The organism is Roseibium album, assembly GCF_001404515.1.
Lineage (GTDB): Bacteria > Pseudomonadota > Alphaproteobacteria > Rhizobiales > Stappiaceae > Roseibium > Roseibium album.
The window spans coordinates 182,360-203,878 of the sequence record NZ_CXWE01000005.1; the positions used below are offsets into that span (position 1 = coordinate 182,360).

Consider the following 21,519-nt stretch of genomic DNA (forward strand, 5'->3'; position numbering starts at 1 on the left):
CGCATCGGGAAGTTTTTTGCGCGGCTGACTTTGATCGCAGCCACCTGTAATATTCCGGCACAACCAACAAATGACCATTTGTTCACCGAGTGAGAACGCGTGTCGTCTTCAAGCACCCGGATGCGTTCATCCAGTCGTAAAGGGCAAGGAAATTCAGAACGCTCGCGAAACAGAAACACCAACCCAGTGACCTTGCCCGTCCTGTTCAGGCACCGACGAGATCGAACCAGCCGTCTTCGGAAACCACGTCTATGTCGAGGTCCTGGGCCTTCTTGAGCTTGGATCCAGCCCCGGGCCCGGCAACGACCAGATCGGTCTTCTTCGAGACAGACCCCGAAACCTTGGCTCCCAGACGCTCGGCCATTGCCTTGGCTTCATCGCGCGTCATGCGTTCCAGAGACCCGGTAAAGACCACCGTCTTGCCGGCGACAGGCGAACCTGTTGCCTGGATCTTCTCCGCATCCTGCGGTGAGACCTCACCCAACAGGGCATCAAGCTGATCGCGATTATGTTCTTCGGCAAAAAACTCGATCAGTGCGTAAGCTACGATATGACCAATGCCGTCAATGTCGTTGAGGTCGGCCCAGGCCTCGCCCGTTTCGTCGTGAGCCGCTTTCATGGCCGCGTAAAACGTTGTCCAGGATCCATAGGCGCGTGCCAGCAGCTTGGCATTGCCCTCGCCGACATGGCGAATACCGAGCGCGAAGATGAAACGGTGAAGTTCGATGCTGCGGCGCGCATCGATTGCCTCAAAGAGGTTTTTGGCCGACACCGCCCCAAAGCCTTCGCGGTTGCGCAGCTTGGTGAGCGACCGCTTGTCCCGTTCTTCAAGTGTGAAGATATCGGCCGGTGCCATCACAAGACCGTCCTTGTAGAAGGCATCAACCTGCTTTTCGCCGAAGCCCTCGATATCGAAGGCATTTCTGGAGACGAAATGCTTGAGCTTTTCCGTTGCCTGGGCCGGACAGATCAGACCGCCGGTGCAGCGCCTGACAGCGTCCTTGCGCCCGGTCTTTTCGTTTTCCTCGCGCACGGCATGGCTGCCACAGGCGGGACAGACCGTCGGAAACACGAAGGGTTCGGCTCCTGCGGGACGCTTGACCAGGTCAATATCAACGATCTGCGGGATGACGTCTCCTGCCCGCTGGATCTTGACCGTGTCACCGATCCTCAGGTCCTTGCCATCGCGGATCGGTTCACCATCCTGGCCGATACCCTTGATATAGTCTTCGTTGTGAAGCGTTGCGTTGGAAACAACGACACCGCCGACCGTGATCGGCTCCAGCTTCGCAACCGGCGTCAATGCGCCTGTGCGGCCAACCTGGATCTCGATGTCGTTCAGCACCGTGAAGGCCTGTTCCGCCGGGAATTTGTGCGCAATGGCCCAACGGGGCGAACGGGACACGAAGCCGAGACGTTCCTGCAGGTCCAGACGATCGACCTTGTAGACGACCCCATCGATGTCGTAGTCGAGACGCGCCCGGCTCTCCTCGATACCATGATAGACACCGAGGAGCTCTTCGACAGCCTCACAGCGCTTCATCAGCGGATTGACCTTGAAGCCCCAGGCTTCGAATGCCTGCACCATGGCGGTCTGCGTGTCGGCGGGCATCTCGCTCATCTCTCCCCAGGCATAGGCAAAGAATCTGAGCGGGCGCGAGGCTGTGATCTCCGATTTCAGTTGCCGGAGAGACCCGGCCGCCGCGTTTCGCGGATTGGCAAAGACCTTGCCGCCATTCGCCTCCATGCGGGCATTGAGGTCCTGAAAGTCCTTGTGCGCCATGTAGACTTCGCCGCGCACCTCGACAATATCCGGAACATCGCCTGCCAGTTTTTCAGGAATGTCCTTTATCGTCCTGGCATTGGCCGTCACATTCTCGCCCGTCGTTCCGTCGCCCCTTGTGGCGGCGTGGACAAGTTCGCCACCCTCGTAACGCAGAGACAGGGAAAGGCCATCGATCTTTGGCTCCGCCGTGACTGCAAGGGCGCCCATCAGCGGGTCGAATTTCAGGAACCGGCGAACACGCCCGACAAAATCCCGGACATCTTCGTCACTGAAGGCATTGTCCAGCGACAGCATCGGCACGCTATGGGTGATCTTGCCGAACCCGGACGCCGGGGTTGCACCCACATGGACTGACGGGCCATCCGCCAGAACCAGATCCGGAAACCGGGCCTCTATTGCGGAGTTCCGGCGACGCAGAGCATCATAGTCGGCGTCGGAAATCGTGGGGGCATCTTCCTGATGGTAGCGGCGGTCGTTTTCGGCAATTTCTTCAGCCAGGCGCACAAGTTCCATGGCCGCCTGATCCGCCGTCAGGTCCTCGACACGGATGTCTTTCGTATCCGGTTTGCCGGTCGTTTTCTCGCTCATGCACGCCCCTATTCCGCTGCGGTCAGAAGTCTGCGGGCCGCAGCCCGGGCTTCCTCGGTAATCACACTACCCGCCAGCATGCGGGCGATTTCCTCGCTGCGATAATCTTTGTCGATCCTTTGGACGCGGGTCGCAACGCGGTCTGCACCCGTCGCTTCCTTGGCGATAAGGAAGTGTCCTTCGGCGCGGGCTGCCACCTGCGGCGCATGTGTGACGGTCAGGACCTGAACCTTGCTCGCGAGTCTGGCCAGACGGACCCCGATTGCCTCGGCAACGGCACCTCCCACACCGGTATCGATCTCGTCGAACACGAGCGTTGGAGCCGAACCCTTGTCCGCGAGCGACACTTTCAGCGCAAGGAGAAATCGCGAGAGTTCGCCGCCAGATGCGACCTTCATCATGGGTCCGGGACGCGTTCCCGGATTTGTCTGGACATGAAATTCCACCTGATCGATGCCCGTGCGGCCGCGCAATTGCGGATCGCTCGACATCTCAACAATGAACCGGGCACGCTCAAGTTTCAGGTCGGGCAATTCGACCGCCACCGCCTTTTCCAGTGCACGTGCCGTCTTTGTGCGTTTGGTGGAGAGGGCGGCGGCCCTTCGGTCATAATCGGCGCGCGCTTTGGCAGCCGCGTCGACGAGTGCCGTCAGCTTGTCCTCTCCGGCATCCAGATCGGCCAGGTCCGCCGTCATGCGATCACACAGGGTATTGAGGTCGTCTACCGGTACGGAATATTTTCGGGAAGCAGCCCGGAGCGCAAACAACCGTTCCTCGACACTTTCCAACTCGCGCGGATCGTGTTCGGTCTCGCGCAATGCTGATTCGAGCCCGCTGCGCGTTTCCTCGAGCTGGTCGAGAGCCTCCGAGAGCGTGCGGACCGGCTGGGCGAGCAACTGCGGCACCTGATCCGCCTTGCGCTCGAGGCGCCGCAAAAGGCTGGCAAGTTCAGAAATCGGAGAGGCCGATCCGTTGAGTGTCTCGAAAGCCTCGCTGAGATCTCCGGCAATCTTCTCCACCTGCATCATGTCCGTTCGCCGGGCAGCCAGATGCTCCTCTTCACCGGCTTCCGGTTTAAGCCGGGAGAGCTCTTCGGAAGAAGATCGAAGGTAGTCGGCCTCGTTGCGGGCGGCCTCGATGCGCCGTTCATGTTCGACAACGGCTCTTTCCGCTGAACGGAAGGCAGAATGCGCGTCGGCAACGGCGGCAGCGTCACGCGTCAAACCACCGAAGACATCGATAAGGGCCCGGTGGCTTTCAGGGTCCACAAGTGCCCGGTCATCATGTTGCCCATGAATTTCGACCAGCAATCCGCCGGCCTGTCTCAGGAGACCTGCACTGACGGGCTGATCGTTGACAAATGCTCTCGTTCGTCCGTCGGCAGTCTGAATGCGCCGCAAAATGATGTCGCCATCATCATCGACTTCGTTTTCCCGAAGAAACAGACGCACAGGGTGATCTCCTGCAACGTCAAACACCGCCGTAACCTGACCCTGAGCCGCGCCGTTGCGGACAAGGTCGGCATCGCCGCGTGCCCCCAGTGCCAGCGACAGGGAATCCAGGAGTATTGACTTGCCCGCACCGGTTTCGCCGGTCAGAACCGACATTCCTGCCGCAAAATCAAGGTCTAGACGATCAATGAGTACGATGTCTCGAATAGACAGCGTGACCAGCATGAAGGCGAGCTCCTCGGACTTTGTTGCAGCCCACCATAACAGTGGACCGAGTCGTCTTTCCAGAACCCGTTAGATACTCCTGAATGCGCGGCTAATCCAGCTGCCAGAATCTTCTGAAGGCTGATAGCCGCCTTTATTCAGAAGCGAATAGGCATCCTTGTACCATTGCGTATCCGGATAGTTGTGACCGAGCACGGCCGCAGCGGTCTGGGATTCGTTGACCACACCAAGTGCGTAATAGGCTTCCGTCAAACGGAAAAGCGCTTCTTCGACATGGCGGGTGGTCTGAAACTCGACGACGACCGCCCTGAACCGGTTGATCGCGGCAACATAGTTGCGCCGCTTCAGGTAGTAACGGCCAACCTGCATTTCCTTGCCGGCGAGCTGGTCTTCAACGATCCGCAATTTTTCTTCCGCATCCGGTGTATATTCGGATTCCGGAAAACGCTGGATAAGTTCGGTAAAGGCCCCTGCCGCTCTGCGGGTAACCGCCTGATCCCGGGTGATATCAGGCATCTGGCGGAAGTAGCTCTGCCCGGCGAGATAAAGCATATAGGCTGAATCCTCATCGCCGGGATAAAGGGTCACAAACCGTCGCGCAGCCGTAACGGTCTCCGGATACTTGCCGCGCGAATAATTCAGAAACGCCAGGTTGACGAGCGACTTCTTGGAATATTCCGAGTAAGGATAAAGCTTGTCGATTTCCTCGAACTTCTCGGTCGAATCCCGAAGTTTGCCCTGCGCGCGCAACGCCAGACCTTCGTTAAAGAGAACTTCCGGCGGCGTATCGTTCAACGCAAGTTCGTCCAGATCTTCCTTTCCGCTACAGGCGACAAGAAGAATCGGCGCTGCAAGAACAGCCATTCTCAGCAAAGATTTCACCCAATCGGTCCTGCTCAAACCAGAACCAGTTGCAATTCCGTTCACACCCATACTCCCGAGCTGTTTCCAGCCCATGCGGCCGCGCAGGTTTTTCGGCCTTATGATTCATTGACAGGAGTGTTTATCGGAATTCCCCTGTCCCCGTCACGTCCTCAACGGCCATCTGACGGTTTTTTTGAGCATTTTTATGGCAACATGCCCAAATTGCAGTGAATTCTGAAGAAACAGACAGGCCGCCTCAATAAGACAGCCGTTTATCAGGAAATTCAGGAAACGTCGGGCCCGAAAGCAGCAGCTGCCGCAAGACCACCCTTGCCGACCTGACCGACCTGCCGGAATGCAGGTGCCTCAACGATCTCGAAGGCACTCGGGTCTTCGAACAACTTGACCAGAATGGAGTGGTTCATCTTGTGGCCACCCTTGTAGGACCGATACATCCCGAGAAATGGCAGACCAGCCAGCGCAAGATCGCCAACGGCATCCAGAGCCTTGTGACGGGCGAACTCATCCGGCCAGCGAGTGCCTTCCGGATTCAGAACCTTGTCGTCGGAAATTGCCACGGAGTTTTCCAGGGATGACCCAAGAGCAAATCCCATTTTCCAGAGCTGCTCGACGTCCTTGACATTCCCGAACGTCCGGGCGCGCGAAAGGTCGTCACGGAAGACTTCGGGCGTCATCTCGGAAACATATTGCTGACGGCCGATGACCGGTGTTTCGAAATCTATGGTGATGTCGAATTTGGTCCCTTCATGCGGATGCAATTCACACCAGGCACCGCCATTGTCGACGCGTACGCTTTTCTTGATCTTGAGATAGCGGCGTCCACGGTCAAGCTTCTTCAGCCCAACCTGTTCGATAGTCTCCACAAACACGGAACTGCTGCCGTCCATGATCGGCATTTCCGGGCCGTCGATTTCAACGATGACATTGTCGATACCCATACCGAAGAGTGCGGCCATGAGGTGTTCGACGGTCGCAATCCCGTCTTTGGTCGGATCGCCGAGAACCGTGCAGAGCGCTGTCGCAGAAACCTTGTCCCAGAGAGCGGGAACTTCTGCGGCGCTGTCCTGGTCGGTGCGCATGAAAACGATACCGACACCGGCATCGGCAGGAACAAGTGTAATCGACGCAGGTTTGCCCGAATGAACGCCGATTCCCGTCAGGGTTACCTGCTCGGCAAGCGTCGTTTGTCGGTCAACATGTGTGGTCATTAAACCCAGCCCTTCCGATTTGCGACCGCAAAGCCCAAAATTTGCCCCAATGCTCATACGGACTTTTAACGATCACGAGTTGGTCGCGAAGATAGTCGCGTTCCCCTGTAGAGCGAAATAAAGCTTTATTACGGTTTGTAACGATTCACAGGCAGACAAAACATTGAATTAAAAGAGGAATTTCTTCCGTTACGGAAGCAGCCCGAAACATGCGCTCCGGGCTGCTGCGATCAGGGAAGAAGATCGCGAGACGAATCAGTTGGCCTGGCGGCGAAGGAACGCCGGAATTTCCAATTGATCGTCATCTGCGACACTGACCGGCTTGGGCGCAGCACGGCCTGTCTCGTCCAGTTGGCCTGCCGCGCCAGCTGAAGATGCCCTTGCCTGCGGGGCCCGCGGGACGGGAACCGGAGCAGGCTGCATCTGCGGAACCTTGCGGGCAACAGGTGCGCTTGTCTCGACTTCCTGGTCTTCCTCGTCCTCCCGGCGACCCAATCCGCTTGCGAGACGTCGCAGCAGACCCATTGGCCGGCGGTCTTCGTCACCGTATTCCTCAACATCGTCATGCACCGGCGCAGAAGTTGCCGGTTCCGCTGGCTGCTGAGCAGCAGGCTGTTGCTGTGACGGAGTTGCAGGGGTCTGTTGCGCGCGCATTTCACGCTGTGCGATTGGCGGGAAATCCTCAACGCGCGGCATGCGTGGTGCCGGGCTGTGCTCCTCGGCAACAGGAGGAATGTACGGCTGACTGACAGGTTTCTCGTCCAGGGCAGGAGCCGGTGTATCCTCTTCCAGATCAATCATTTGGGACTTTGCCGCCATGGAAGCGCTCGCCGGCTTGACCCGCTTGATTTCGACGTCAGGGTCGCTGGCGACCGCAACGGCTGCCGGTTCCGGGATCGCAAGCTCTTTTTCAAGCTTTGCAACCGCTTGCGCGGCAGCGTTCGCGGCACCGGTCTTTGCAGCCGCAGTCGCAACCTTGGCGGTTGCGATATCCGGTGTGCTTGCCAAAGCCGGAGCATGAGAATTCAAGGTCTGTGCTGCCGCTGACTGAAACGGAACGGCGTCGAGACCTTCCTCCTTGTCAATCCCTGTTGCCACGACGGAAACCCTGATGATGCCATCAAGTGTCTCGTCAAAGGTCGCACCAAGAATGATGTTGGCATCTGAATCCACTTCTTCGCGGATCCGCGTGGCTGCTTCATCCACCTCGAACAGTGTCAGGTCGTTGCCGCCCGTGATGGAGATCAGCAGACCCTTCGCACCCTTCATGGAGGATTCGTCCAGAAGAGGGTTCGCGATCGCCGCTTCGGCAGCCTGCTGTGCCCGCTTCTCGCCGCTGGCCTCGCCCGTGCCCATCATCGCCTTGCCCATGCTGCGCATGACAGAACGAACATCGGCAAAGTCCAGGTTGATGAGACCTTCCTTGACCATCAGGTCGGTGATGCAGGCAACACCGGAGTAAAGCACCTGGTCGGCCATGGCGAACGCATCGGCAAATGTCGTCTGTGCGTTGGCGATCCGGAACAGGTTCTGGTTCGGAATGACAATCAGCGTGTCAACATTCCGCTGCAGTTCGTCGATGCCGGAATCGGCAATGCGCATGCGTCGCGCGCCTTCGAACTGAAACGGCTTGGTGACAACACCAACCGTCAGGATGCCCTGCTCACGCGCTGCACGGGCAATGACCGGGGCTGCACCAGTGCCGGTACCACCGCCCATACCGGCGGTAATGAACACCATGTGCGATCCGGACAGGTGATCGTTGATCTCGTCGATCACTTCCTCAGCCGCGGCAGAGCCGACTTCCGGCTGGGAGCCTGCACCAAGCCCCTCCGTAACAGCTACGCCCATCTGGACGAGCCGGTCGGAATGGTTCATGGCCAGTGCCTGGGCATCCGTATTGGCGCAAACAAAGTCGCACCCCTGGAGGCCTGCTGTGATCATGTTATTGACGGCATTTCCGCCCGCACCGCCGACGCCGAAGACCGTAATGCGCGGTTTCAGCTCCTGAATGTCGGGCATCTTCAGGTTAATGGTCATATTATCCTCGCGACCCACTGGCTCCCCCGATACGGGAGACTCCTCTTCTTCCCTAATTTCAACTGCCACACCTGGCAGCTCGATTTCCTGGCTGTCGTCTTCTTGGCTCATGTCGTCAGAAGCTTTCCCTGATCCACTGACCCACACGGGCCAGATAACCAGTTTGCCCGCCCCACCCCGATCGACGATTCTTGTGTTCGAACTGTTCGATCTGAGCGACTTGCGGATAAATCAAGAGGCCGACGGCCGCGGCAAAAGCCGGACCTTTGGCAGCCTCGGGAAGACCGGCAACGCCTAAAGGCCGGCCAAGACGGACGTTGCGCCCCAAAATGTGACGCGCAACCTCTCCAAGACCCGTGAGCTGACTGGCGCCCCCTGTCAGCACGATCTGCTTGCCGACCCGGCCTGCAAAGCCGGACGCGGTAAGGCGATCTCTTACGAGTTCAAGGATTTCTTCCACACGCGGACGGATGACCCTGGTCAGCGCCGAGCGGGGGATTTGATTTGGCAGATCACCATCGCTTTCCAGCGGAGGGACCGTCAGGAGGTCTCTGTCGTCCGAACTGGATGCCAGCGGTGAGCCATAAAGTGTTTTCAGGCGCTCTGCGTCCTGCAGGCGCGTTGCAAAAGCACGGGCAATGTCTGTTGTCACATGATTGCCGCCGACCGCAATCGCATCGAGGTGAACCATGTGACCGTCAACAAAGACCGACAGTGTCGTGGTGCCGCCACCCATGTCGATGCAGGCAACACCTAGTTCGGCCTCGTCGTCGACCACGGTGGACAGACCACTTGCAAATGGTGTGGCCACCATCGTTTCCACGTGCAGGTGTCCCCGGTTGATGCACAGTTCGAGGTTTCGAACCGGCGGGTTTTCAGCGGTCACGACCTGCATGTCGACACCGAGCTTGTGCCCCATCATGCCGCGCGGATCGCGAATGCCCCGGCTGCCGTCCAGTGAATAGGATATCGGCAGCGCGTGCGTGACAGCCCGCCCGTCCGTAACCGAGTGGCTCGATCCGGCCGAGAGCACCCTTTGAATATCCGCTTCCGATACACTGTCGCCGGCAAGCGGCACATTGGCGCTGTAGATTTCACTCTGCAGCCGTCCGCAGCTGATATTGGCGATCAGCGATTCAACCGTGACACCGGCCATGCGCTCCGCACTGTCGACTGCCATGCGGATCGCCTGCTCGGCTGCGTCCATGTCGACGACGACGCCGGACTTGATGCCGCGCGAGCGCTGATAGCCATAGCCGAGGACTTCAACCTTGTGCGACCGGCTCGACAGGATCGAGTTTTCTTCCTGCGGCACCAGTTTTGCAATCAGGCAGCAGATCTTGGTCGACCCCACATCGAGAACCGACATGATGACGGAGCGTCTGCTCGGCAAAGGCCGCATCTTGGGCAGATAAAGGTTCTTGTCGGAGCGGCTCATGTGTCCTGCTCCTTCTTGCCCGACCGGTTGCGGCCTCCGGTCATGATCTTGCGCTGCTCTGCAGCCTCGTCGGACAGGCGCACGGTAACCCTGTCCGCCAGTCGCATGTCGATGGCAACGATATCTCTCGACAACAAACCGCTGTCCTCGTCCATCTCCACGAGATCCGTGAGGGCTGCATTAATGTTTTGTTCCGGAAGGCGCACAGAAATTCCATTTTCAAGCTGTAGATCCCAGCGCCGGTTGCTGACCAGAAACGCGGCCCGCACCCGTGGACGCAGTTCAGGTACTTTTTCCAGAGCCGCATTGATCTCTGCCGCGCGGCGTTGTGCACCATGATTGACAACGAGCAGCAGGTTGGCGTAGCGCCCGTCGACATCGTCGGTGATCACGTCGCCGGCTTCGTTTACAATTGAAACCAGGTCGCCGCGCTGCCAAAGCGCATATGGTATCCGCTCTTCGATCTTGATCTGCAGCGTGCTCGGATAAAGTTTCATCACCGAGGCGCTCTTGACCCAGGCCATCTCGTTCAACCGCTTACGCGCACCGGGCGCATCAAACAGGGCAAGCGACGTGCCTTCGTGAATCTCAAGTGCCTCAAGGATCTGGAATTCGTTGATTTCACGCTGACCGGAAAGTTTAACAGCCTCGATGCCGAAGCCTGCTGCCGACAGCAGCGCATCGGAGACAATCCGGCCGTGGCCGCCTATGACTATTCCATAACCAATCGTTAAGGTTAAGAAACCAAGGGCTGCCGCGGACCCCGTCCAGCGCGGAAGATGGGCAAGGCGTCCGGCCGAGCGCCAGACCGGCTGCCGGTGCAAACGCGAAACACCACGCCCGCGCGGGGCCAGCTCGGCCTCCAGCGGTGTCAATGCTTCCCTTTTCCATTTGCGACCTAGCGACAGCAACTTGCGTCCTCAACCATCCAACTGACCAGATCCTTGAAACTCATCCCCTTATGAGCCGCCATTTCCGGCACAAGAGAGGTTGGCGTCATGCCTGGCTGCGTGTTCACTTCAAGGCAAATCAGTTCACCGGTTCCGTCTTCGCGCTCGTCGAATCGGAAATCGGCCCGGGAAACGCCACGGCATCCCAAAGCCTGATGCGCCTTAACTGCTAGTGTCTCTATGGTTTGGTAAACAATCGGTGAAATTTTTGCAGGAAGAATGTGTTTTGAACCGCCTTCTACATATTTTGCGTCATAATCGTAGAAGCTGTGACCCATAGGCACTATGTCGATCACCCCAAGAGACCTGTCATCCATCACGGCGCAGGTCAGCTCACGGCCATCGATGAACTTCTCGCACATCAGGACATCCGGGTAGGGCCAATCCGACCTGTGAAGTTCCTGGGGCGGAAACTCTTGATCTTGCTTGACAATCAGGACACCGAAGCTCGACCCCTCATTGATCGGTTTGAGCACGTAAGGCGGTCTCATGGGATGTTCGCGCTGGATGTCGTGGCGATTCACGACGATGTCTTCCGTCACCGGGACCCCGGCAGCCTGCAGAACCGGTTTGGCCTTCACCTTGTTCATGGCAAGGCTGGATGCCATCACACCTGAGTGAGTGTAGGGAATGTTAAGAAACTCTAAAATTCCCTGGATACAGCCGTCTTCACCGAACGGACCGTGCAACGCGTTAAACGCCACGTCCGGTTTCAGTTTCTCAAGGACCGAGGAGACATTCCGGTTCACGTCAATGCGCGTCACCTTGTAGCCGGCTTCTTCGAGCGCATCGGCGCAATCCTTGCCGCTGCTAAGACTGACCGGGCGTTCATTGACCCAACCGCCCATGAGAACCGCAACGTGTTTCTTGGTCATTTACGCGACTTCCCCTTCCCGTCCCAGAAACGGTTCGACTGTTCCAGCGGCTCCGAATCGTCCAAGCCGCTTGATTTCCCATTCCAGACGGATACCACTGTGTTTCAAGACCCGTGCACGCACGGTTTCGCCCAACATTTCAAGGTCGTATCCGGTTGCCTCGCCGGTGTTGATCATGAAGTTGCAGTGCATTTCGGACATCTGCGCGCCACCGACCTGCAGTCCGCGGCAGCCAGCTGCATCAATTTCCTTCCAGGCCGATGTTCCCGGAGGATTCTTGAAAGTCGACCCCCCCGTCTTTTCCCGGATCGGCTGAGACTTCTCCCGGTGTGCGACAACGTCGGCCATTTCCTGCCTGATTGCCGTTTCGTCGTGCGGATTTCCCTCAAAAGTCGCCGATGTGAAAATCAGATCCCCTGGCGCCGAGGAGTGCCTGTAGGCATATCCCATGTCCGCGTTGGACAGCACGTGCCTGTTTCCCTCTCGGTCCAGGGCTGTCAATTCCACCACGCGCTCGCAGGTTTCGGTGCCATGCGCGCCTGCATTCATGCGAAGGGCGCCGCCGAGACCACCCGGAATTCCTGTGTAAAACGCAAAGCCGCCGAGACCCGCCCTGGCTGCAGCCTCCGCAAGCCGCTTGTCCGGAACGGCCGCCCCCGCCCTGAGGCGATTCCGGCCCAGATCCTCGATCTCCCCGAAGCCCTTGGCGCTCAGTCGTATGACGACACCTTCCATGCCGCCGTCGCGGATCAGGAGATTCGATCCCAGCCCGACCGGCAGCACCGGCACATCACCAGGCAGTTTCCTGAGAAACGCGGCAAGATCTTTTTCGTCGGCCGGCTGGAACAACAATTGCGCTGGCCCGCCTGTTCGAAACCACGTAACGGCCGACAACGGCTGGTTCACCGTAAGTCTGCCGCGCAGCCCTTCGCCAAGAGCCGGATATGCTTCCAGAAGGTCGGGAAAGTTCATCAATCTCGGCCCTATTTCCCGTCAAGCTGTTTCGGCAGTGCATAGGCCCATTGCGTGATGTTGCCGGCCCCCAGACAAATGACGAAATCTCCTGGTTCGGCCAGTTCCTTTATCAAGGCAGGCAGTTCTTCCGGCCCGTCAATCGACTGCACCTGCCGGTGTCCCCTGGTCTTCATGCCAGAGACCAGATCCCTGTGGCTCGCACCTTCGATCGGTTGCTCACCGGCTTCGTAGACGGGCGCGATGATGACCGAATCCGCGTCGTTGAAACAGTTGGAAAAGTCATCGAAAAGGCTGTGAAGACGCGTGTACCTGTGAGGCTGCATCACCGCAATGACCTTGCCCGTGGTTGACTCGCGAGCGGCGTGAAGAACCGCCTTGATCTCCACCGGATGGTGAGCGTAATCATCGAAGATCTGCACGCCGTTGGCAGTTCCCGTGTGCGTAAAACGGCGTTTGACACCACCGAAATCCGAAATACCTTTTTTCAGGTCTTCCGATCCGACCCCCAGTTGCGATGCCACTGCAATTGCCGCCGTCGCATTGGAAACGTTGTGAAGACCTGGCATCGGAAGGACAAGATCTTTCAGTTCAACCACGTCGTCCGTTCGGCGGTCCCGGATGGCAACCGAGAATTTGGACTTGCCACCATCCATCGATACGTCGGTGAAACGAACATCTGCTTGCGGATTGGTGCCATAGGTCACTACCCGTCGATCCTCGATCGTTCCGATCATGGTCTGAACCTCCGGATGATCCAGACACATCACCGCGAATCCGTAAAAGGGAACATTTTCAACGAATTGCCGGAAAGCAGCCTTTACACCGTCAAAGTCCCCATAGTGGTCGAGATGCTCCGGATCTATATTGGTGACAATTGCAATATCGGCCGGAAGCTTGACGAAAGTTCCGTCGCTTTCATCGGCCTCGACGACCATCCAGTCTCCGCCCCCCATTCGCGCGTTGGTGCCATATGCGTTGATGATGCCACCGTTGATCACGGTCGGGTCAAGACTTCCCGCATCAAGCAGCGCCGCCACCATGGATGTCGTCGTCGTTTTGCCGTGCGTCCCGCCGACCGCAATCGCCTGCTTGAAGCGCATCAGTTCAGCCAGCATTTCGGCACGGCGTACGACAGGGATCAGTTTTTCGCGCGCGGCGACCAGTTCGGGGTTGTCCTTCCTGATCGCGGAGGAAACCACCAACACTTCCGCATCGCCGAGGTTTTCAGGCGCGTGCCCTACCGCGACAGAAATTCCGTGCGACCTCAGGCGCTGGACATTGGCGTTTTCGGCCATGTCGGACCCCTGGACCTGGTACCCGAGTGTTTTCAGCACTTCTGCGATGCCACTCATGCCTATTCCGCCGATTCCGACGAAATGAACCGGTCCGATGTCGTGCGGCATTTTCATGGCCGTTCTCCTTGGTTGTCTGCGACCTGTTCAACAAGGTCCGCGAGGCGCTTGACGGCATCCGGCCTGGCAACGCTGTTTGCATTTTCCGCGGCCCTTGCCAGCAAGTCCGGCGCATTCATCAATCGGGTGATTTCGTCGGCCAGCCTTGCCGGGTCAAGGTCTGCCTGACGTATCGGCCACGCACCACCTGCCGCTTCCAGAACCTTCGCATTTGCAGCCTGATCCTGGTCGATCGCTCCAGGAAGGGGTACGAGAAGTGATGGACGTCCCAGGACGCTGAGTTCGCTTACTGACGAAGCTCCGGAACGGCAGATAACGAGATGAGACTGAGCAATCCGGCTCGGCATATCTTTGAAAAAAGACGCGCATTCAGCCTTGATTCCCGACGTGTCATAGGCCGACTTGACGCGTTCCAGGTCTTCGGCGCGGCATTGCTGCACAACAGTCAGGCGGCTTCGAACCTCATTCGGCATCAGTTCCATTGCCGGCGGCAGGAGATCGGAAAAAAACCGTGCGCCCTGTGATCCGCCGAAGACCAGAAGATTGAATTCTCCACCTTCAACTGGCGCTGCATAGGACTGACCGGCAGCTTCCAGAACGGCATCGCGGACCGGGTTACCGGTTTCCACCTGCTTGGCGGCAAGGTCCGAAGGCAGGTTTTCCAGCGGTATGCTGGTCGCTATTGCCGTAACTCCCTTGGCCAGCATCTTGTTTGCCCGGCCCATGACGCCATTGGCCTCATGCAGGATTGACGGTGTTCCCGTCAGGCGTGCGGCGTACATCGGCGGGAAAGTCGGATAACCACCGAAGCCGGCAACGACGCTGGGTTTCAAGGATTTTATCACAGCCCTTGCCTGGAGCGTGCCCAGGAACAGGTTCAGACCGGTCCTGGCCAGCGAAATCGGATTGCGCCCCCGGATAGTTTCGGATGCGATGATATGAACCTTGCGGGCGGGAAAGGCGGTACCGTACCTGTCTGCCCGTTCGTCAGTCGCAAGCTCGACAATCCAGCCGCGCCTATCAAGCTCGGATGCAAGCGCTTGTGCGGGAAACAAGTGGCCGCCCGTTCCGCCGGCTGTCAATAATACTGTTTTGCTCATGCTATCCGGCAACGCTGCCTTACATCAAAGAAGAGGGTGAAAGCCGGCTCACCGTTACCGTTTCCGCCCTGGAAGGCTGGGGTTTTCTGCGTGTCAGGGCAAGGATGGCACCGGCGGTTATTGCGGAAGACAACAATGATGACCCACCATAGGAAATGAACGGCAAAGTCATGCCTTTCGAAGGCATGAGATGCAGATTTACGGCAAGATTGATTGTCGCCTGCAAGCCGAACAAAACCACAAGTCCTGCCGTCGCCAGGCGGCTGAATGCATCCTGGTCCCGGCCTGCATGGTTGAGCCCGCGAAGCACAATGAAGGCAAAGATTGAAACAAGCACCAGGCAGATGACAACTCCGAATTCCTCGCCGACAACCGCAAAGATGAAATCGGTATGGCTGTCCGGCAAGATTCGTTTGACGGTGCCTTCTCCCGGTCCGCGACCGAACCAGCCACCTGCAAGAAAGGAATCCATTGCGGTATCGACCTGGAAGGTGTCGCCCGAACTGGGATCAAGAAACCTGTCCACTCGATTGGTCACGTGCGGCAGGAAAGCGTAGGCCGCCAAAAGACCTAAAATGCCGATCAGCCCGAGCGCAACGATGATCAGCCACGAAATGCCGTTCAGGAAGAAAAGCCCTGCCCAGACGAGACCAAGCAGCATTGTCTGTCCGAAATCCGGCTGGGCAATCAGCAAAGCTGCGCAGACGGCGAAAAGCACGAATGCAAACAGGACGCCTGGAACTTCACGGCGGCGGCCGCTTTCTGAAAGCAAAAACGCGATCAGTACCACGAAGGCGGGTTTCAGGAATTCCGACGGCTGCAACGAAAATCCGGCAATGTAAATCCAGCGCCTGGCACCCTTGGCTTCAAATCCGAGAAACAGCGTCGCGACCAGCAGGACGAGCGAAACCACAAAGAGGATCAACGCCGCGCGCCGGACCAGTCGCGGTGGCATCAGCGAACCTGCCAGCATGACTGCAACGGCGGGAATAAGAAACAGTGCCTGGCGTTTCACGAAGAACAACGTTTCAAGACCAAGCCGTTCGGCAACCGGAGGACTGGCGGCAAAGGAAAGCACCACGCCACCGACCATCAGAAGACCGAAAGCGGCGAGCAGATAGTGATCCACGGTCCAGAGCCATTCGGCAAACCGGCTGCGATCCGCCCGAGATACCATTACGCCACCTCCTGAGTGTTACCAGCATCAGGCAAGGCACGCACCGCATCTACAAAAGCAGCGCCCCGCAGTTCAAAATTTGGGTATTGATCGAAGCTCGCACAGGCCGGTGAAAGCAGGATCGCAATTTCATCCGCGCCATCTTCTGCAGCCTCCCCGGCGGCATCGATCACCGCCTCGGGCAGCGTGCCGCTGATCTTGAACGGGACGCGGCCCTCCAGCGTCTTTGAGAACGCTTCCGCTGCTTCTCCGATCAAAAAGGTCTTTGCGATCTTCGGGAAATACTCGTCGAGCACCGCAATCCCACCCGCTTTGGCGCGGCCGCCGGCGATCCAGTAAATCCTGTCGAAACTGGAAAGCGCGCGGCCGGCGGCCTCCGCATTTGTCGCTTTCGAATCGTTGACGAACAGGATCCGTCCACGTCTTGCAACGATTTCCATGCGGTGATGAAGGCCGGGGAATGTCTTCATGGCCGCAGCAATCCTGTCAGCCGGCAGTTCCAGTGCCCTGAGCGTCGCAAAGGCAGCCGCTGCATTTTGACCATTGTGATCACCGCGCAGACTGTCGAAGCCACCCAGCAAAGCGACTTCCGACTGACTGCCGTTGTGCGCTTCGTAAAGCCTGCCAAAACGGGCATAGATCCCGCTGGTCAACTCCCGTTCTCCGGCGATCCTGCAAACGGGCTTGTGCGCCAGTTCAAGTCGATCGGCGATCGCAGACGACAGTCCGTCATCGACACCGACGACAGCCACCCTGGAACCCGCAACAAGCCGTTCCTTGATTGCTGCGTAATTTTCCATCGTGCCGTGCCGGTCAAGGTGATCGGGTGACAGGTTCATGTGGATCCCGACGCTCGGGTCGAGCGTTGGTGCCAGATCGATCTGGTAGGAGGAGCACTCGACGACGTAGTGGCGCCCTGGTTGCAGCGGTTCCAGATCGAGCACCGGTGTGCCGATGTTGCCACCGACCTGAACATCCAGCCCGAGCTCCTTCAACAGATGCGCCACAAGTGCGGTCGTCGTCGACTTGCCGTTGGTGCCGGTAATTGCGATCAGCGGCGCAGTTGCACATTGCTTGCGCCGCTCGCGGCAGAACAATTCGACATCGCCGACAATCTCAACAGCGGCATCGCGGGCAAGATCCACGGTCCAGTGGGGAATCGGATTCGTCAGCGGGACACCGGGAGCAAGCACGAGCGCCTCAACGCCATCCCAGTCCAGATTGCGAAGATCCAGCGTTGTCAGCCCCTCGGAGGCTGCCTGCTGCACGCGCGCATCATTGTCGTCGTAACACACCACATCCGCACCACCCGCTTTCAAGGCACGGGCAGTCGCCAGTCCGGAGCCCCCGAGCCCGAACAACGCGACCTTCCTGCCTTCAAATGTGGTGATGGGTATCATTCGGACTACCTCAGCTTGAGTGTGGCAAGCCCGACCAGGGCGAGAACAACCGCGATTATCCAGAACCGGATCACGACCTGGCTTTCCGTCCACCCCATGATTTCAAAATGGTGATGGATCGGCGCCATCCGGAAGACCCGTTTGCCGGTCAGCTTGAACGAAATCACCTGCACGATGACCGACACCGCCTCCAGAACAAAAAGGCCACCGATGATCGCGAGAACGATTTCATGTTTCGTGGCGACCGCGATAGCGCCGATCATGCCACCAAGTGCCAGGGACCCGGTATCACCCATGAAGATGGCGGCCGGCGGTGCATTGAACCACAGAAACCCGAGACCTGCCCCGATCACAGCACCGCAAATGACGGCAAGCTCTCCGGTTCCCGAGACATGATGGATCTGAAGGTAACTCGCAAAAACAGCATTGCCGGACAGGTAGGCAATCAGACCGAAGGATGCACAGGCGATCATCACCGGGACGATCGCGAGGCCATCAAGCCCGTCGGTCAGGTTTACAGCATTGCCTGCACCCACCATTACAAAAGCCGCAAACGGAATGAAAACCAGTCCGAGGTTCAACGTGAAATCCTTCAGAAACGGAAACGTGATCGCTTCTGAAAACTCGGACGTATCCAGGACAGTCACAACGAAAGCGGCCACAGCAGCGATCAGGAATTCAAGGCCCAGACGCGCCTTGCCGCCGAAACCCTTGTGCGACGATTTCGAAACCTTCAGATAATCGTCGTAAAAACCGATGCCGCCAAAACCGAGGGTCACACCTATGACGACCCACACATAGGGATTGGACAGGTCCGACCACAAAAGCGCTGCAACCAACGCTCCGGAAAGGATCATCAGCCCCCCCATGGTCGGGGTGCCTTTCTTGTTCAAAAGGTGGCTTTCCGGTCCGTCGGCCCTGATCGGCTGACCGTGCCCCTGTCGGATCCTCAGGCTTGAAATGATCTTCGGACCGAACAGAAAAACAAAAAAGAGCGCCGTCATGATGGCGCCACCGGTCCGGAACGTGATGTATCTGAACACGTTCAGCGCGGAAATCTGATCAGCGAACTGCCCCAAAAAATAAAACATCAGCTATCCTTTATGCCGCCGCGGTGTCATCCGCGGGCGGGTATTCCTTCTTCAGGGCTTCGACAAGCGGTCCCATGCGAGTTCCGAGCGATCCCTTGATCATAACGACATCGCCGGGCCGCGCGTCCCTCAAAATGGCGTCTTCCAGACCTTTTGCATCTTCGGCATAGTGCGAACGCAATTCATGCGGGAGCTGTGCCCAGAGCGTATGCATATGCGGGCCCGCGCAATAGACACCGTCGATCCCGGCGTCGGTAACGGGTCCCAGCAGGCCTGCATGCAAACGATCGGCATCAACGCCAAGCTCGCGCATATCCCCGAGAACGGCAATCCGGCGTCCCGGGCGGGAAACAGGCGTCTCACCCAGCACCGCGAGCGCAGCGCGCATCGAGGCAGGATTGGCATTGTAGCTCTCGTCGATCAGCGTGATTTCACCGGTATCTATCTTCAGATGGCTGACTTCGCCGCGTCCTCGCGGCGCGCGCATTGCATCCAGCGCAAGACCCGCTTTCGCAAGGTCCGCACCGACATCCTGGACCGCGGTCAGAACCGCCAGACTGTTCTTGATGTGATGCCTGCCGGGAGCGCCGATCTTGTAGGTGATTTCCGTCCCGGCAATCGAGGCGTCAACACTGGATCCACCGGCATAACCCACGACGTTCTCGGTATGGCTGTCAGCGCCGGGGTCTTCACCGAAGGTCTGGACATGAGAGACGCCCGCCGCGGCCGCCAGGAATCTCAGGAGATCGTATTGCCGATTGTCCTTGTTCAGGATGGCAATTCCGCCCGGTTCCAATCCGTCAAATATCTCCGCCTTCGCCTGCGCGATTTTCTCCACAGACTCGAAGAACTCCAGATGTACCGCCTGCACGGTCGTGATGATCACCACATGCGGCCGAACCATCCTGACCAGCGGCGTTATTTCACCGGCATGGTTCATACCGATCTCAAAGACGCCGAATTCAGTATCTGCAGGCATGCGGGCAAGTGTCAGCGGCACACCCCAATGGTTGTTGAACGACGCGACGGATGCATGCACTTTTCCGGATTGCTCGAGCGTCAGCCTGAGTGCTTCCTTGGTTCCGGTTTTCCCCACGGAGCCGGTTACGGCGATAATCTTGGCATGTGAACGTTCACGAGCCGCAATACCGAGAAGACGCATCGCCTCCAGCGGATCAGGAACAACAAGATAACGACCGTCTTCCGGCAGGTCGGACAGCCGGCTTTCAGCAACAACTGCAAGTGCCGCTCCAGCTTCCAGAGCGGCCGCGACATAATCGTGCCCATCGAGGCGGTCTCCTCTGATGGCGATAAATGCGTCTCCCGGCTCAAGCGACCGGCTGTCGATTGAGACGCCCATGATTTCCTCGCCAACGTCCCCCTTGAGGCTGCCACCGGCAGCTTCGACAAAGGAGTCCAGTTTCCAAAGAGGGTCGCTCATGTGTCTCCTTCAAGGCTGATGGCATGCTGCACAGCTTCGTGGTCGGAAAAGGGAATCACTGTGTCGCCAAAAATCTGGCCGGTTTCGTGACCTTTTCCTGCAACGCACAGGATATCGCCCGCATTGAGCCGATGAATTCCTTCGGCAATAGCGTCAAATCGGTCGCCGATCTCAATTGCTTGCGGAGCGCCTGACATGACGGCTTTGCGGATGACCGCCGGATCTTCTGAGCGTGGATTGTCGTCAGTCACAATGACCAGATCCGCGTTTCGGGAGGCAGCAGCGCCCATGAGCTCGCGTTTGCCCGGATCCCGGTCACCACCCGCGCCCAAGACAACGGACAATTTTCCGGTCGCAAACGGCTTCAGCGCAGCAAGTGCATTGTCAAGCGCGTCCGGCTTATGGGCATAGTCGACAAAGACCAGTCCGCCGGAAGCCGTCCTGCCTGCAAGTTCCAGTCGACCCGGTGCACCTTTCAGATTTTCCAGAGACCGCAGGACCAAGCCGCTGTCGGTTCCAGCCGCAATCGCCAATCCGGCTGCAATCAAGGCATTGGACACCTGAAAGCGCCCGATCAGCGGTAGCGTGATCTTGTATTCGCCACGCGCTGTCTGCAGCGTCAGTTCCTGTCCGGCTCCGACCGCACGTATTCCTGTCAGTTTCAGGTCTCGGCCTGTCTCACCTACCGTGAAAGCCGGCAGTCCGCGCCGGCCGGCAACGTCCAGGACCCGGTCTGCATATTTTTCAGCGGGATCCACGACAACTGTTCCACCATCCGGCAACAAATCCTCAAACAGACGGAGTTTGGCGCAAAGGTAGTCCTCGATGGTCGCGTGATAGTCCATATGGTCGCGGCCCAGATTTGTGAAAGCTGCCGCAGTCAGCCGCACTCCATCCAGGCGAAATTGATCAAGTCCGTGGGACGACGCTTCCAGGGCCGCGTGGTTGATGCCTTCGGCTTCCAGTTCGGCAAGCTCCCTGTGAAGCGCCACCGGGTCCGGGGTCGTCAACCCGCCATAACTGATGCCATCAGGTTTGATCGTACCCAGCGTCCCGAGGCTTGCGGCCGGATGACCCGCAGACTGGAATATCTGACGTACGAAATGCGCAACGGAAGTCTTGCCGGCTGTTCCGGTAACGGCAACGACAACATCAGGCTGGGCACCGAAAAACCTCGCAGCCATTTTCGCAAACACTTGCCGCGGTTCTTCAGCCGCAATAACGGCAATATTCTCGGGGATGGCCGCACGCAGCTGTTGTTCCGCATCCTTAGCGCACAACAACGCAACAGCCCCGGCCTCGACGGCACCCGGTGCGAACAGGCTCCCGTCTGTCCTGGCACCCTTGAGGGCGGCAAACAGGAAACCCGGCTCGACGTTCCGGCTATCCGCCGTAAGTCCAGAAATTTTCAGACCACTCGCCGAGTCTGGCAAACTTGTGCCCTCGGCCAAATATTCAAGCTCCATCTCACCTGATC

The 21,519-nt window shown here is 58.3% G+C and carries 16 protein-coding genes; all 16 read right to left on the bottom strand.

Going from position 1 to position 21,519, the window contains the following annotated elements:
- Window positions 1-205: 205 nt before the first annotated feature.
- Window positions 206-2,374 carry an NAD-dependent DNA ligase LigA gene (ligA, locus tag LA5095_RS17730; RefSeq protein ID WP_055117315.1) on the bottom strand — a complete coding sequence of 723 codons (2,169 nt, stop codon included), beginning with the start codon at window positions 2,372-2,374 and terminating at the stop codon, window positions 206-208.
- A gap of 8 nt (window positions 2,375-2,382) precedes the next feature.
- Window positions 2,383-4,050 carry a DNA repair protein RecN gene (gene recN, locus LA5095_RS17735; RefSeq protein ID WP_055117318.1) on the bottom strand — a complete coding sequence of 556 codons (1,668 nt, stop codon included), beginning with the start codon at window positions 4,048-4,050 and terminating at the stop codon, window positions 2,383-2,385.
- A 69-nt stretch (window positions 4,051-4,119) separates the two neighbouring features.
- Window positions 4,120-4,932, bottom strand: a complete 813-nt coding sequence (locus LA5095_RS17740; protein WP_321191927.1) for an outer membrane protein assembly factor BamD — start codon at window positions 4,930-4,932, stop codon at window positions 4,120-4,122.
- A gap of 266 nt (window positions 4,933-5,198) precedes the next feature.
- Window positions 5,199-6,143, bottom strand: coding sequence for a UDP-3-O-acyl-N-acetylglucosamine deacetylase (lpxC, locus tag LA5095_RS17745; RefSeq protein WP_055117323.1), 945 nt, complete (start codon window positions 6,141-6,143; stop codon window positions 5,199-5,201).
- A 255-nt stretch (window positions 6,144-6,398) separates the two neighbouring features.
- Window positions 6,399-8,183: a cell division protein FtsZ gene (ftsZ, locus tag LA5095_RS17750; protein ID WP_055118014.1), complete on the bottom strand. Its 1,785-nt coding sequence runs from the start codon at window positions 8,181-8,183 to the stop codon at window positions 6,399-6,401.
- 115 nt (window positions 8,184-8,298) lie between these two features.
- A complete protein-coding gene (gene ftsA / locus LA5095_RS17755) occupies window positions 8,299-9,621 on the bottom strand; it encodes a cell division protein FtsA (RefSeq protein WP_055117325.1) in 1,323 nt (440 codons plus the stop codon).
- Window positions 9,618-10,532 (bottom strand): cell division protein FtsQ/DivIB, encoded by a 915-nt coding sequence (locus tag LA5095_RS17760; RefSeq protein ID WP_029060893.1) that lies wholly within the window; start codon window positions 10,530-10,532, stop codon window positions 9,618-9,620. Before LA5095_RS17760 ends, ftsA begins: the two co-directional genes overlap by 4 nt.
- Complete coding sequence (locus LA5095_RS17765) at window positions 10,520-11,446, bottom strand: D-alanine--D-alanine ligase (protein WP_055117327.1); 927 nt, start codon at window positions 11,444-11,446, stop codon at window positions 10,520-10,522. Before LA5095_RS17765 ends, LA5095_RS17760 begins: the two co-directional genes overlap by 13 nt.
- On the bottom strand, window positions 11,447-12,418 hold the full coding sequence (gene murB, locus LA5095_RS17770) for a UDP-N-acetylmuramate dehydrogenase (protein ID WP_055117329.1): 972 nt from the start codon (window positions 12,416-12,418) through the stop codon (window positions 11,447-11,449).
- A gap of 11 nt (window positions 12,419-12,429) precedes the next feature.
- On the bottom strand, window positions 12,430-13,830 hold the full coding sequence (gene murC, locus LA5095_RS17775) for a UDP-N-acetylmuramate--L-alanine ligase (RefSeq protein ID WP_055117331.1): 1,401 nt from the start codon (window positions 13,828-13,830) through the stop codon (window positions 12,430-12,432).
- Window positions 13,827-14,933 (bottom strand): undecaprenyldiphospho-muramoylpentapeptide beta-N-acetylglucosaminyltransferase, encoded by a 1,107-nt coding sequence (gene murG, locus LA5095_RS17780; RefSeq protein WP_055117334.1) that lies wholly within the window; start codon window positions 14,931-14,933, stop codon window positions 13,827-13,829. The genes murC and murG overlap by 4 nt, the downstream gene beginning before the upstream one ends.
- Window positions 14,934-14,952: 19 nt before the next feature.
- A complete protein-coding gene (locus LA5095_RS17785) occupies window positions 14,953-16,110 on the bottom strand; it encodes an FtsW/RodA/SpoVE family cell cycle protein (protein WP_055117336.1) in 1,158 nt (385 codons plus the stop codon).
- Window positions 16,110-17,510, bottom strand: a complete 1,401-nt coding sequence (murD, locus tag LA5095_RS17790; protein ID WP_055117338.1) for a UDP-N-acetylmuramoyl-L-alanine--D-glutamate ligase — start codon at window positions 17,508-17,510, stop codon at window positions 16,110-16,112. The genes LA5095_RS17785 and murD overlap by 1 nt, the downstream gene beginning before the upstream one ends.
- A 5-nt stretch (window positions 17,511-17,515) precedes the next feature.
- Window positions 17,516-18,601, bottom strand: coding sequence for a phospho-N-acetylmuramoyl-pentapeptide-transferase (mraY, locus tag LA5095_RS17795; protein WP_055117341.1), 1,086 nt, complete (start codon window positions 18,599-18,601; stop codon window positions 17,516-17,518).
- A 10-nt stretch (window positions 18,602-18,611) separates the two neighbouring features.
- Window positions 18,612-20,042 (bottom strand): UDP-N-acetylmuramoylalanyl-D-glutamyl-2,6-diaminopimelate--D-alanyl-D-alanine ligase, encoded by a 1,431-nt coding sequence (locus LA5095_RS17800; protein ID WP_055117343.1) that lies wholly within the window; start codon window positions 20,040-20,042, stop codon window positions 18,612-18,614.
- Window positions 20,039-21,508 (bottom strand): UDP-N-acetylmuramoyl-L-alanyl-D-glutamate--2,6-diaminopimelate ligase, encoded by a 1,470-nt coding sequence (locus LA5095_RS17805; RefSeq protein WP_055117345.1) that lies wholly within the window; start codon window positions 21,506-21,508, stop codon window positions 20,039-20,041. Before LA5095_RS17805 ends, LA5095_RS17800 begins: the two co-directional genes overlap by 4 nt.
- Window positions 21,509-21,519 lie beyond the last annotated feature (11 nt).